11 protein-coding genes and 2 pseudogenes are annotated in these 13,056 nt (G+C 51.6%); 10 read left to right on the top strand and 3 right to left on the bottom strand.

The window, feature by feature from the left end:
• Nucleotides 1-133 precede the first annotated feature (133 nt).
• Entirely contained in the window at nucleotides 134-778 is a 645-nt protein-coding gene (locus ACP15Y_RS06590) for a L,D-transpeptidase (RefSeq protein WP_424982206.1), read from the top strand.
• Between the two features lie 34 nt (nucleotides 779-812).
• On the opposite strand, the gene ppk2 is transcribed toward ACP15Y_RS06590, so the two are convergent.
• The gene (ppk2, locus tag ACP15Y_RS06585) at nucleotides 813-1,661 is read right to left on the bottom strand and encodes a polyphosphate kinase 2 (protein WP_424982204.1); all 849 of its coding nucleotides are present in this window, start codon (nucleotides 1,659-1,661) and stop codon (nucleotides 813-815) included.
• A gap of 223 nt (nucleotides 1,662-1,884) precedes the next feature.
• Between ppk2 and ACP15Y_RS06580 the strand changes: the two genes are divergently transcribed.
• The 8 genes and pseudogenes from ACP15Y_RS06580 to phoB all read left to right on the top strand — a co-directional run bounded on the left by ACP15Y_RS06580 (nucleotide 1,885) and on the right by phoB (nucleotide 10,017).
• Nucleotides 1,885-3,180 (top strand): sensor histidine kinase, encoded by a 1,296-nt coding sequence (locus tag ACP15Y_RS06580; RefSeq protein WP_424982203.1) that lies wholly within the window; start codon nucleotides 1,885-1,887, stop codon nucleotides 3,178-3,180.
• Between the two features lie 219 nt (nucleotides 3,181-3,399).
• A complete protein-coding gene (locus ACP15Y_RS06575) occupies nucleotides 3,400-4,401 on the top strand; it encodes a substrate-binding domain-containing protein (RefSeq protein WP_424982202.1) in 1,002 nt (333 codons plus the stop codon).
• A gap of 93 nt (nucleotides 4,402-4,494) precedes the next feature.
• The gene (gene pstC, locus ACP15Y_RS06570) at nucleotides 4,495-5,886 is read left to right on the top strand and encodes a phosphate ABC transporter permease subunit PstC (RefSeq protein WP_424982201.1); all 1,392 of its coding nucleotides are present in this window, start codon (nucleotides 4,495-4,497) and stop codon (nucleotides 5,884-5,886) included.
• Nucleotides 5,879-6,364: pseudogene (locus ACP15Y_RS06565) on the top strand (DUF3333 domain-containing protein); the annotation flags it as partial. The gene pstC and the pseudogene ACP15Y_RS06565, both read left to right, overlap by 8 nt.
• A 495-nt stretch (nucleotides 6,365-6,859) precedes the next feature.
• Nucleotides 6,860-7,711, top strand: a pseudogene (pstA, locus tag ACP15Y_RS06560) (phosphate ABC transporter permease PstA); the annotation flags it as partial.
• A 38-nt stretch (nucleotides 7,712-7,749) separates the two neighbouring features.
• A complete protein-coding gene (gene pstB, locus ACP15Y_RS06555; protein WP_424982200.1) occupies nucleotides 7,750-8,565 on the top strand; it encodes a phosphate ABC transporter ATP-binding protein PstB in 816 nt (271 codons plus the stop codon).
• A gap of 24 nt (nucleotides 8,566-8,589) precedes the next feature.
• Nucleotides 8,590-9,294, top strand: coding sequence for a phosphate signaling complex protein PhoU (gene phoU / locus ACP15Y_RS06550; protein ID WP_424982199.1), 705 nt, complete (start codon nucleotides 8,590-8,592; stop codon nucleotides 9,292-9,294).
• Nucleotides 9,295-9,318: 24 nt separating this feature from the next.
• Entirely contained in the window at nucleotides 9,319-10,017 is a 699-nt protein-coding gene (phoB, locus tag ACP15Y_RS06545) for a phosphate regulon transcriptional regulator PhoB (protein ID WP_424982198.1), read from the top strand.
• Nucleotides 10,018-10,172: 155 nt separating this feature from the next.
• Here phoB and cyaB read toward each other — a convergent pair whose 3' ends face one another.
• Both cyaB and ACP15Y_RS06535 read right to left on the bottom strand, forming a co-directional pair.
• Complete coding sequence (gene cyaB, locus ACP15Y_RS06540; RefSeq protein ID WP_424982197.1) at nucleotides 10,173-10,760, bottom strand: class IV adenylate cyclase; 588 nt, start codon at nucleotides 10,758-10,760, stop codon at nucleotides 10,173-10,175.
• A 169-nt stretch (nucleotides 10,761-10,929) separates the two neighbouring features.
• The gene (locus ACP15Y_RS06535; protein WP_424982196.1) at nucleotides 10,930-11,508 is read right to left on the bottom strand and encodes a GcrA family cell cycle regulator; all 579 of its coding nucleotides are present in this window, start codon (nucleotides 11,506-11,508) and stop codon (nucleotides 10,930-10,932) included.
• Nucleotides 11,509-11,864: 356 nt separating this feature from the next.
• Between ACP15Y_RS06535 and ACP15Y_RS06530 the strand changes: the two genes are divergently transcribed.
• Complete coding sequence (locus ACP15Y_RS06530; protein WP_424982471.1) at nucleotides 11,865-13,034, top strand: aspartate aminotransferase family protein; 1,170 nt, start codon at nucleotides 11,865-11,867, stop codon at nucleotides 13,032-13,034.
• Nucleotides 13,035-13,056 lie beyond the last annotated feature (22 nt).

Genomic DNA, 13,056 nt, shown 5'->3' with positions numbered 1-13,056 from the left:
TAATTGACGGCGAATTTATTATAGTTTGCCCAAAATTCTTCACCGCCATGCTGTGGCGGCTTTTTTGTGGATGAGAGATATTAAAGTGAAGCTATCACGTCGACAGTTTTCGATGCTTTTGTCAGGTGCAGCGATGTCTGCAGTGTTGACAGGCTGTGGTGCACAAAGCGCCAAAATGGCTGAAGGGCCAAAAGTGACCACACCAGATCCTGATCTGTTGCGTTTTGCTTCCTTCACCGACAATGGATACACAGTGCCCGCGATTCCGGCCAATCGGTTGGATCGTGATCTGTGGCGTCAGGTGGTTGACGATCCGTTTGGCGAAACGCCAGGCACAATCATCGTCGATACGCCAAATCGCTTTCTATATCTCACCATGAAAAATGGCCAAGCCATGCGTTATGGCATTGGTGTTGGCAAGGCTGGGTTCACTTGGTCGGGCCGCGCGAAGGTTCAGTTCAAGCGCCCTTGGCCAACTTGGACACCACCAAGCGAAATGATCGAACGTCAGCCTGAATTGGAAAAATGGCGTGAAGGCCAGCCTCCAGGCTTGGACAACCCGTTGGGCGCACGCGCACTTTATATCTTTAAAGATGGTCGCGACACGCTTTACCGTATTCACGGCTCACCTGAATGGTGGACCATTGGCACGGCAGCATCTTCAGGTTGTATCCGTATGACCAACCACGATATCGTCGATTTCTATGAGCGCGTACCACCAGGCTCGCCAATTGTGGTTATTCCCGATAACCGCATCCAAGTCGACACAGTTGCATAAAAATAGGCGCGGTTTTCCGCGCCTTTTTATTTGCCTATTCGTCCTTTTGGCAATGGGCCAAAAAGGTCTCGGCAGATTGCACAATATGCTTGTCCATCTTGCCAATTGCGCCCATGTCTCTGCCCGCATAGTCAATAGCTGAAACAACGGTTTGAATGGCCCCAATGCGCGCGCGCCGCTTGTCGTTGGCCCGCACCACGGTCCAGGGCGCAAAGTCAAAATTGCTGCGCTCCAACATTTCATTGCGCGCAGCAGAATATACGTCCCACTTTTCCAATGCGCGCAAATCCACCGGGCTTAGTTTCCAATGTTTGAGCGGGCTGTGCCGCCGATCGTGAAAACGCTTCAGTTGCATTTCCTGTCCGATATTCAGCCAAAACTTAAAAAAGTGAATGCCTTCCTTCACAATCATATGTTCCACGTCAGGCAATTGCTGATAGAAATTTTCAGTCTGCTCAGGGCTACAAAAGCCCATCACGGGTTCCACCACCGCACGGTTATACCACGAGCGATCAAACAGTACCTGTTCACCAGCCGTTGGAAAATGCGCCAGATAGCGTTGGAAATACCATTGGCCTTGCTCTGTTTCGGTCGGTTTGGAAAGCGCAACAACCCGATTGTGCCGCGGGTTTAGATAATGGGTATAGCGGCGGATCGTGCCGCCTTTGCCTGCAGCATCGCGTCCTTCAAAAAGCATGATCACGCGTTCACCAGATTGCTGCAGATGGCTTTGCAATTTGGTCAATTCAATTTGCAAGGCTTCTAAATGCGCCTCATAAGTCTTGCGCTTCAGCTTGTCCTCATAGGGATAATTCCCAGATTGAAAAGCACGGTCTTTTACGTGATCGGGGAGTTCGGGGTTGTCTAAATCAAAATCAGCCAATTTGCGCTTTTTCCCTTTTCAGTCTATTGGGGGACACGAAAAATCAATGCACCAAAAACTTTATGGTGCAGTTGTGCCTGCGTAAAGCCTTGAGTGGACTGAAAAAGTCGGGCAGCGAATTTTGGTGTCATCGCAAGTGTGCCGCCTATTGTCGTTGAAACTTCATATTGGCTCACTAAATCAGGTCGGATCATTTTAGCGCGGTATTAATTTAGGATATAGCATGAGTGGATTGGACACTTCCGCCCCCAAACGCAGTTTGACCATCCGTTGGCGCGATCGTTTTTATGCGGCGCGCTGGGTCTTGTTGGCATGTTCGCTCGTTTTTCTGGTGCTTTATGTCGGTGATTTGCTGACCTTTGTTCAGGCGGCCTTGTCCTTCGGCATTATCTTTTTGGCAGCCATCGCCGTGCCGCGCCGCGCCGTGTTGGTGCCCTCTGTTCGCAATCTAGATCAGCAGCCATCGCTTTGGCCGGATACGTCAACCAAACGATTTGCCGAAGCGTTGGCCGACCCGTGCCTAATCGTAGATCGCCGGGTGATTTTGCGTTACCGCAACGATGCGGCGGCAGGGGAGTTTCCGTCCACCTCAATTGGAGACCCGCTTTCTTTCTCTTTGCGCAACCCGCTTTTGCTCAACACAATCGAAAAAGCGATTGCCGAGAATGATCGCGCGACGGGGGAATATCGCGAAACGGTGCCTGCCGCGAGTTGGTATCAGGTCAGCGCAGTGCCGCTGGAGGTGCAAAAGCCCGGCGTCGCGCCCACTGAGCGCACCAACCTTTTTGTGGTGACCATCGTCAATCAAACAGAGCAACGCTCGCTTGATCAGATGCGTGCGGACTTTGTCGCCAATGCCAGCCACGAGCTGCGCACGCCGCTCACCTCCCTGATGGGCTTTTTGGATACGCTGATGGGGCCCGCTGCCAACGACACCAAAGCTCGCGACCATTTTTTGGGCATTATGCGCGGACAGGCAGAGCGGATGTCGCGTCTGATTGATGACCTCTTGTCACTCTCACGTATTGAATTGCGCCAGCATAAGCGACCGACTTCGAAAGTGGATTTAGGCAATTTGGTCAAAGAATCGATTGAAATGCTGCAACCGCAAATCGCTGAAAGCCAAGCTATTCTCGATTTTCAGAACCATTTGGATGATCTTCAGGTGACAGGCGACCGCAACGAGCTCACACAAGTGATTACCAACCTCATTGAAAATGCCATTAAATATGGCGACGAGGGCGGCAAAGTCGAAGTGCACCTTGATAAAGAGCAGAGCCGCGCCAATTTTGATGTGCGGCTGACGGTCAAAGATAATGGCCCGGGTATCCCTGCAGAGCACGTGCCGCGCCTCACCGAGCGATTCTATCGCGTGGATGTTGAGTCGTCTCGGCGCAAAAAGGGCACGGGACTGGGCCTCGCGATCGTCAAACACATTGTGAACCGGCATCGCGGGGCACTCGATATCTCTTCTGTGGTGGGTGAGGGCACACAGATTAGTGTGTACCTTCCGTTATAAAATATGTCATCTAACCAGTTTGTACACAAGCGAGATTCATAAAAACCTTTATAATCCAGTGTGTTATACTGTCATTTAATTGTCATTTAAAAGACATAAAACCATTAGCGCAGAGCAATAATGTGCCCGCAGACCGGGAGGAAACGGCCAGTTAAAAAAGATGCTGGTTTCTCGGTGCAAACACTGAATTTGAGTGCAAGCTCTAAAGAGGATGACATTATGAAATTCGCCCAATATGCAAGCGTTGCTGCTTTGGTTGTTGCTGGCACTGTTGCCGCAACTGGCGCACAGGCACGTGACCAAATCTCCATCGTTGGTTCTTCAACTGTATTCCCATTCGCAACAGCGGTTGCTGAGCGTTTCGGTCAAACAACTGACTTCCCAACGCCAATCGTTGAATCAACTGGTTCAGGCGGTGGTCTGAAATTGTTCTGTGAAGGTGTTGGCGAAGGCACACCAGACATCACCAACGCATCACGTCGTATTAAAAACTCAGAAATCGACACATGCTTGGCAAACGGTGCAACACCGGTTGAAGTTAAAGTTGGTTTTGACGGCATCGTATTGGCTGGCGCAAAATCAGGTGCTGATTTGGCTGTAAGCCGCGACCAAATCTTTGCTGCTTTGGCAAAGAACGTGGTTGTTGACGGTCAAGTTGTTGCCAACCCATACATGAACTGGTCAGACATTGACCCTTCATTGCCAGCAACAAAAATCGAGGTTCTTGGTCCTCCTCCAACCTCTGGCACTCGTGACGCCTTTGTTGAATTGGTGATGGAAGAATCTTGTCAAGAAGGCATCGAAGAAGATGCTTGTGGCGAAATCCGTGAAGACGGTGCATTCATTGACGCTGGCGAAAACGACAATCTGATCGTTCAAAAGCTTGAAGCAAACCCAGCTGCTGTTGGCATCTTCGGTTTCTCATTCCTTGATCAAAACGCTGACAAAATCAAAGGCGCAACTGTTGATGGTGTTGAGCCAACATTTGATGCCATTGCTGATGGCGACTATCCAGTTTCACGTTCGCTCTACTTCTATGTGAAAAAAGAGCATGTTGGCGTGATCGCTGGTATCCAGGAATATGTTGGTGAGTTCACTTCAGAAGCTGCTTGGGGCGACGAAGGCTATTTGACAGAAAAAGGCCTTATCCCATTGCCTGCGGAAGCACGTGAGCAATTTAAGTCAGACGCTGAAAACTTGGTGCCTGCAGAAAAGATGTAAATCTTTTCACTGAATAAGCGTCGCCTCGGGGCTTTTCCCGGGGCGGCCTTTATGCTCTTAAGGGGCATCAACGATTAAGAACGGGGTGGCAAGGTGCAAGGCTGGTTCTTCGTACTCATATTGGTTTTAACCGGATGCGCGCTATTTTACATTGGCCGCTCTCGTGCGGTCACCACTGTTGGTGGTGATGCAACGATCCTTCACTCAAAACCCGGATTTCACGGCGCCTTTGTCTTGATATGTGGCCTAGTGCCCGCCGTGCTTTTGTTTCTCACTTGGCTTTTGTTCTCGCGTTATTTGACCAACGCCTATGTCGCCGCCCAGCTTGGGGCGGATTTTGCCAATTTGGCAACAATTGAACAACACGCCTTGATGCGCAATATGCGCTCTTTCGCTGACCGCACAGATCTAAGCGCGCTTGGTGCGCTGGAAGTATCTGCGGTTGAGCATTACCGTGCTTTCGTCAGCACAGCAGCTTTGGCATTGCAAATTGTTGTCGGTGTAATGGTTGTTGTTGGCGGCTGGTTGGCCGTGCGGGCCATCAACCAAGATTTGCGCGCACGACAGTTCGTTGAAAAAACAGTGATGGCGATTTTGGTCGCTGCGTCAGGCGTTGCCATTCTCACAACGCTCGGCATCGTGCTTTCTTTGATTTTTGAAAGCATCAACTTTTTCCAAAAAGTGAACTTTCTCGATTTCTTGTTCGGCACACACTGGAGCCCGCAAAGTGCCTTTGAAGGTGTGGGTGAAGAGGCGACAGACCGCAATTCTGAGGTCTTTGGCGCCATCCCCGTATTTGCCGGTACTTTGCTGATCACAGCGATCGCCATCATCGTGGCCGCACCAATCGGCTTGATGTCCGCGATTTATTTGTCAGATTATGCGTCGCCAAAAGTGCGTGCTACGGCCAAGCCAATCTTGGAAGTTTTGGCGGGCATCCCAACCGTGGTTTATGGCTTCTTTGCCGCGTTAACGGTCGCACCTTTCTTCCGCAACTCGGGCGATGCCATCGGCATTTCTGTGTCGTCGGAAAGTGCGTTGGCCGCAGGTTTGGTCATGGGGATCATGATTATCCCATTTGTTTCATCACTTTCAGATGATGTGATCAACTCCGTGCCGCAGAGCCTGCGTGACGGGTCCGCTGGCTTGGGTGCAACCAAATCTGAAACCATCCGCCGCGTGATTTTGCCAGCCGCTTTGCCGGGCATTGTGTCTGCCTTGATGCTGGCCATTTCCCGCGCCATTGGCGAAACCATGATCGTGGTGATGGCCGCTGGCCTTTCTGCCAATATGACGGTGAACCCGCTCGAAGCGGTAACCACCGTAACCGTGCAAATTGTAACCCTACTGGTGGGTGACCAGGAGTTTGATAGCGCGAAAACACTTGCCGCCTTTGCCTTGGGTCTGGTGCTGTTTTGCGTTACGCTGCTTCTGAACGTCATTGCGCTTCGGGTTATCCAAAAATATCGAGAGCAATATGACTGATTTAGCAGGTGGCAATGTGGAACAGGCCTCGGTTCATACCAGCGAAGGTGCACGCCAAAGATTGGCCAAGCGCTATCGCGGCGAGTCGATTTTCAAATGGCTTGGGCGCTCGGCGATTGGCGTTTCAGTCGCCTTCTTGCTCTTGCTGTTGTCCACAGTGGTGTTTCAGGGCTTGCCTGCATTCACCTTCAACTTCGTCAATATGCCGTTTGAGCTGAGCGAAGAAAAGCTGAACCTTGATGGCTCCGAAGATGGCCTGCGCCGAGCAAATTATGACGCAGTAGTGCGCGATGCCATTCGCGGCGAATTTCCGACGGTAACAGGTCGTAGCGAACGCCGCACACTTGGTGGTCTGCTCTCATCCGGTTCTTCTGTTTACTTGCGCCAACAGGTTCTGGACAATCCAGAAGTTGTCGGCACCAGCGCAAATTTGGAAGTGCCGATTTCTGACTTTGCTGACCTTTATCTTAAAGGCCAAATCACCAGCGATTACACAATCGATGGCCAGGGCGCATTGCGCGTTGACCGCAACGAAAATGGTTTTCGCTTGATCGCTGATGAGCCCGTTTTTGCTGACGCATTGGCGCGCGCTAAGGAAGCGCTTGCGGCACAGGCCGTTCGGCTGCGCGGGCAACAATCTGGCTTGCAATTGTCACTCAACAAAACACGTGGCGACATTCAGGCGTTGCAAGCGCGTATTCCAGCAGAAGCAAACGCCAATGTGAAATCGCGTTTGGAAGCGGAGCTAGAGCGGTCAGAATCTGACATCACCGTGTTGGAAGCCCGCATCAAACAGATTGAAGAGCAAACCAAAAAAATCGATAGCCGTGTGGCCAATCCGGGCTTGGGTGAAGACCTCACTGAGGAAATGATGTCTGTGTTGGTTTATGCCAACGGCGCGGTGTTGAAAGCGGTTAAGGTCACTTCAACCACAGCAAACGTGGAAGAATATATGCCGCTCGATGCCGATGTGAGTAACATCGACGCCAGCGAGTGGAAAATCCGCGTGCTGGAAGTGCCCGAGGCCAATCGCAAATTCACCGACCAAGAAATCGTTTGGACCGATGTGTTGGTTGACCGCGGCTATGTTCGCTCCGGCCTAAACACCATCTTCTTTACTCGTGGCGCAAGCCGCGAACCAGAAATGGCGGGTGTGCTTGGCGCGGCTGTTGGCTCGGCATTGACCCTGATCATTACCTTGCTCTTGTCCTTCCCGCTCGGCGTTGCCGCGGCAATCTATTTGGAAGAGTTCGCACCGAAAAATCGATGGACCACATTGATTGAAGTGAACATCAACAATTTGGCTGCGGTGCCCTCCATTGTGTTTGGTTTGCTGGGCTTGGCGGTGTTCCTCAACTATTTCGAGTTGGATCGCTCTGCGCCTTATGTTGGCGGTATGGTTTTGGCTTTGATGACATTGCCAACCATCATCATCGCGTCCCGCGCTGCCTTGCGTGCCGTGCCACCTTCAATCCGCGAAGCTGCGCTGGGCATTGGCGCCTCCCGCTTGCAAACTGTGGTGCACCATGTATTGCCATTGGCAATGCCGGGTATTCTCACAGGTACCATTATCGGCATGGCGCAAGCCTTGGGTGAAACAGCACCGCTGTTGATGATCGGCATGGTCGCCTTCGTGGTCGACATTCCGATGGGCTTTTCAGACCCATCCACCGTTTTGCCCGTGCAGATCTTCATGTGGGCTGATTTCCCAGAACCAGCATTCCAACAGCGTACATCCGCTGCCATCATGGTGTTGCTTGGGTTCTTGATTGCTATGAACGCGCTGGCGGTTGTGCTGCGCAAACGTTTCGAACGCCGTTGGTAGGCCGATATTCGGCCCCACCACACATATTGAGGTAGATAATGAGTGTAGAAGCAAATTTGGCCACCGCCACAACGCACGCACCTGCTGCGAACAAGGGCAAGGTGAAAATGAGCGGCAGCGGCGTCAACGTCTTTTACGGTGCAAAGCAAGCGCTGTTTGATGTGGATTTGAACATCTATGAAAACCAAGTGATTTCATTGATCGGCCCATCGGGCTGCGGCAAGTCCACCTTTTTGCGTTGCCTAAACCGGATGAACGACACAATTGATGTGTGTAAAGTTACCGGCAACATCATTCTGGACGACCAGGACATCTACGACAAAAATATCGACGTTGTAGAATTGCGCGCCCGCGTGGGCATGGTGTTCCAAAAGCCAAACCCATTTCCCAAAAGCATTTATGAAAACGTGGCCTATGGCCCGCGTATTCACGGGATGACCCGCACAAAAGATGAGTTGGATGAATTGGTCACCTCTTCTTTGCGTCGCGCAGGCCTTTGGGAAGAGGTGAAAGATCGCTTGGATCAGCCAGGCACAGGCCTTTCCGGCGGTCAGCAGCAGCGCTTGTGCATTGCGCGTGCTATTGCAACGCAGCCAGAAGTATTGTTGATGGATGAGCCCTGTTCAGCGCTTGATCCAATTGCGACAGCGATCATTGAAGAATTGATCGATGAACTGCGCGCCAACTTCACCATTGTGATCGTGACCCACTCCATGCAGCAGGCCGCTCGCGTAAGTCAGAAGACAGCGTTCTTCCATTTGGGTAAACTGATTGAAGAAGGCCCAACAGACCAGATTTTTACCAACCCGATCGACAAAAAAACACAAGATTATATTACTGGGCGTATCGGGTAATATTTAGCGGCGAGAGATTTAACAATGGCAAATCCAGATAACGAACATATCGTCACATCTTACGAAGATGAACTGACTTCTTTGACCCGCGCAATCTCAGAAATGGGCGGCATGGTTGAAGTGGCCATCACCAATGCGACACAGGCGCTGGTCCGGGTGGACCATGAATTGGCCAAGCAAACAGCCAATAGCGACAAGCGCGTTGACGATATGCAGCGCATGATTGATGAGCAGGCCGTGTCCATGATCGCACGTCGCCAGCCAATGGCGGGTGACTTACGCCACATTGTTTCAGCCATTCACGTGGCCAACGATTTGGAGCGGATCGGCGATATCGCGAAAAACTTGGCACGTCGTACCTTGCATATCGATAGCCAGCGCGTTTCCAAGCAGCTTTATAATGGCGTGCGTCACATGTCAGACCTATCGTTGCAACAGGTTAAGCGGGCGCTTGATGCGTTCACCGCGCGGGATTCAAAAATCGCAATAGATGTGTGCCGCCGCGATGACGAGGTAGACTCGCTCTATATTTCACTGTTCCGCGAATTCCTCACCTATATGATGGAAGATCCGCGCAACATCACTGATTGCACCCATTTGTTGTTCTGCGCCAAAAACCTAGAGCGTGCAGGCGACCACGCGACCAATATCGCAGAGGCAGCCTATTATCTGGAGACAGGTGGCAATCTCTACAACGATATTGAGAGCGGCAAGGTCTCTTTGGGATAGTCTTAAAATTGCGAGGATGGGGTTATGTCACCACACATACTGATCGTCGAGGATGAAGCCGATCTGGCATTAATGCTGCGCTATAATCTGGAAGCAGAGGGCTATAAAGTCTCTGCTGCTGAAAGTGGCGATGAAGCTGATTTGATCATGCGGGAAGATGTGCCGGATCTCATCCTTTTAGATTGGATGTTGCCTGGTCTTTCCGGCATCGAGTTGTGCCGCCGCTGGCGCACACGCGAAGAAACCCAGCGCACTCCCATCATCATGATGACTGCCCGTGGCGAAGAAGAAGAGCGGGTGCGTGGCCTAGCTACTGGCGCTGATGATTATGTGGTGAAGCCATTCTCTGTGCCTGAACTTCTGGCCCGTGTGAAAGCCTTGCTGCGTCGATCAAACCCTCATCTCACTGCACAAAGCCTTGCTGCAGGCGATATTGAGTTGGATCGCGAGACCCACCGCGTGCGCCGCTCTGGCCGCGAGGTACATCTCGGCCCAACCGAATATCGTTTGCTGGAATATCTCATGCAAAACCCCGGCCGCGTCTATTCTCGCGAGCAGTTGCTCGACGGTGTTTGGGGCCATGATGTCTATGTAGACGAACGCACCGTAGACGTACATGTCGGTCGCCTCCGCAAAGCCATCAATCGCGGCAGATCCAAAGATCCAATCCGCACCGTCCGCGGCGCTGGCTATAGCTTTGACGAGAAATTCGCCACCGCATAACCCGCCTTCGAGATATTAAGTTTGGGGGAACATTTGCACGCTGATCCCTTATGGTTTCGCGAAGGGATCAGATTGGGGCTACGTGATTGGGTTGCGCTGGGAAGCTTTCAGAAGCCTTCCAATTTATCACTCAAATGACTCCGTCCACGCGAAATTTATTTAAAGAGCAAGTCGCGGTATGATTGCATTTCTTCCGGATAGCTCAAAAGTTCCAATGTCTCAGCTGCTTGTTGCACATCTTGGCGCAGAGAAGGGAGGGCGTCTTGATCATCGGTCATAACCGCCAATTCAACAAATGAGCCAAGACTTGCCACCTGATCAAGCGTGACATGAAACTTATCAAAAAAGTAGATATCGCGACGCTTTTGAATTTGTCGCTTCTCTTCAAAGCCTAAAGATTTAAGCATCGCCAATGCTTTGTCATAGTCGGCAAGGTCCATGGCCACGCACTCGTCCTTTGCAGGGCCCTTCGAAATCCAAAGCACCCGTCCAGAGGGTTGCATATGCCGAAGGGTTTGAAACTGGCCGTTTGTTTCCAAACGCCCATCGGGTAAATCAAGAAACACATCTGTTTCGACATTCCCAATTGTGAAGGGCGTTGCCGCCAATCGTTTCAGCCGGTCTCGAACTTGGTCTAAATCAACAACCCGGAACTTCCGTTCCACCTCAAAGCGGCCCACAAAATGGTCGCCGGGATCACACAACATCCCCTTTGTTTCCAAAGATTCAGCGCCTTGTTCCATTTGTAATCCCTTTTCGTCTTCGAGATTTAGCGTGGATTGCCAAAATATCTACAGATGCCTAGTCAACCTGTCGCTTTTGCCTGTTTAGCGGCAAATTGGGGTAGCGGCAGCTAAATCTTTCCATAAAAAAAGGGCCGCACAAGGCGACCCGATTTAAAGTTTCGCTGCTCTAATTCTTCTTGCGCCGGTCAAGGGAATGGTAAGCACGCTTAGAGTGAAATTCGCAATAGGGCTTACCTTCATCGCTATGGCGTCCACAAAAGTGGAAGTCATCTGCAACAGGGTCGCCAATTGGCCATTTACACGTATGTTCGTTCAGCTCCATCAGGCCGATGCGCTCGGCTTCTGGGATAAAGATTTCAGATTCAGCATTCAGTTCAAAGCTTTGCTCGGCCTCGGTCTCTGCACTCATCTTCAGCGCGGTGTTGCCTGCAATTGCTGGCCCACCAGATGAACGGCGCGGCGCTGAAGAAGCGGCCGCCGGGCGGCTGCTCGCAGGGCGCGCGCTTGTGTTTGATGCTGCGCCGCTTGGTCGCCTTGGCGTGCTGGACGCCGTGGCCCGTGGCTTGCGCGCACGCGGGGCTGAAGATGCGGGCTTTGCCCGGCCTGAAAGTTTAAGCCGATGCACTTTGCCGATCACTGCATTGCGAGTGACCCCTTCGCCAAGCTCAGCCGCGATTTGGCTTGCACTCAAGCCTTCCATCCAAAGTTTTTTCAAAATCGCAACGCGCTCGTCTGTCCACGCCATGGAGGTCCTCCATTTTAATCAAAAGATAGACTCCGGCACCTCACCGAAAAATGCGTAAAATCCGGTTCAAATACCATCCATCGTATGTACTTATAGGTCCGCCACACGAGATATCGTGTTCCTATGGCCTCACTTTACAAGACCGGATGAATCCGTGACAAGGCTCGTCTGCTTTTATTTCCGGTTATCCAAGACATTTTTTAATGTCGTTGCATTTCCGCCATTTCGCTGCCGATTGACTTTTCCCAGTTAAACTGGTCATAAATGCACTTGTTATCGCGTTGCGCCGTTGTGGGCAACGCGTTTTTTGGTTTTGGCGCTGTCTTGCAGCGCCGCAGTTCAGGGCAGAAAGGAACATCAAGAACATGTCCGCACTCTATAAAAATTATCAACGCGCCGATCTCTCTTTTGAGCGGGGCGAAGGGGTGCGACTATTCTCATCAGACGGTGGCGAATATCTTGATTTTGCAGCAGGTATCGCGGTGAACGCGCTGGGCCATGCTGATCCTTATGTGGTGAGCAAGCTTAAAGAGCAGGCCGAAAAGCTTTGGCATGTCTCTAATGTTTTCTCCATTCCTGAAGCAGAGAAGCTCGCTCAGCGGCTCGTAGACATTTCTTTTGCTGATATGGTGTTCTTCACCAATTCAGGCGCTGAGGCGCTTGAATGCGCTATTAAGACCGCGCGTCGCTACTTCTATAATAAGGGTCAAGAAGATCGCTATGAGATCATCACCTTTGAAGGCGCGTTCCACGGGCGGACTTTGGGAACCATCGCGGCAGGCGGTAATGAATCCTATTTGACAGGCTTTGGCCCTAAGGCTGGCGGCTTTCCGCATGTGCCAGCGGGCGACCTTGACGCAGTGAAAGCCGCCATCAGCGACAAGACAGCTGGCATTTTGCTGGAGCCGATCCAGGGTGAAAGCGGCATCAATGTCTTTAGTGCCGAGTTTTTACGCGACCTTCGCGCACTTTGTGATGAGCACGGCATTTTGCTGATTTTGGACGAAGTGCAATGTGGTTATGGCCGCACGGGCAAAATGTTTGCTTATGAATGGGCAGGTATTATGCCTGACGTGATGGCTTTGGCCAAAGGCATTGGCGGCGGCTTCCCGCTGGGCGCATGTTTGGCCACTGAAGAGGTTGGCGCTGCGATGGTGCCGGGCACCCATGGCAGCACCTATGGCGGCAACCCCATGGCCTGCGCCGTAGGCAATGCGGTGTTAGACCGCATTTCAGAAGATGGGTTTTTGGCCCATGTTGAAGAAATGGGTCAATATTTAAGCTGGTCATTGCAGCAATTGGCGCAAAAATTCCCAGAAGAAGTTCTGGAGGTGCGCGGAAAAGGTTTGATGGCGGGGATGAAGGTGAAACAACCCGTAGCGGAAATGGTCGCTAAAATGCGCGAGCATCATCTGCTTGTCGTTGGCGCGGGTGATAATGTCATTCGTTTCTTGCCGCCACTCATTGTTGAAAAACAGGATATCGATGAGGCGATCAACCGAATGGAAAAAGCGCTTTCGGCTTAGGGCTTGCCCGTTTCATTCACTC

This window comes from Maritalea sp. S77 (genome assembly GCF_049801075.1).
Lineage (GTDB): Bacteria > Pseudomonadota > Alphaproteobacteria > Rhizobiales > Devosiaceae > Maritalea.
Note: the sequence above shows the minus strand (reverse complement) of the source record. Positions and strands in the feature narration are given on the sequence as shown.

Excerpts from the sequence above, each read along its gene's own strand:
- ACP15Y_RS06590 (WP_424982206.1), top strand. The coding sequence starts at position 134 with ATGTCTGCAGTGTTGACAGGCTGTGGTGCACAAAGCGCCAAAATGGCT.
- ACP15Y_RS06580 (WP_424982203.1), top strand. The coding sequence starts at position 1,885 with ATGAGTGGATTGGACACTTCCGCCCCCAAACGCAGTTTGACCATCCGT.
- ACP15Y_RS06575 (WP_424982202.1), top strand. The coding sequence starts at position 3,400 with ATGAAATTCGCCCAATATGCAAGCGTTGCTGCTTTGGTTGTTGCTGGC.
- pstB (WP_424982200.1), top strand. The coding sequence starts at position 7,750 with ATGAGTGTAGAAGCAAATTTGGCCACCGCCACAACGCACGCACCTGCT.
- phoU (WP_424982199.1), top strand. The coding sequence starts at position 8,590 with ATGGCAAATCCAGATAACGAACATATCGTCACATCTTACGAAGATGAA.
- phoB (WP_424982198.1), top strand. The coding sequence starts at position 9,319 with ATGTCACCACACATACTGATCGTCGAGGATGAAGCCGATCTGGCATTA.
- cyaB (WP_424982197.1), bottom strand. The coding sequence starts at position 10,760 with ATGGAACAAGGCGCTGAATCTTTGGAAACAAAGGGGATGTTGTGTGAT.
- ACP15Y_RS06535 (WP_424982196.1), bottom strand. The coding sequence starts at position 11,508 with ATGGCGTGGACAGACGAGCGCGTTGCGATTTTGAAAAAACTTTGGATG.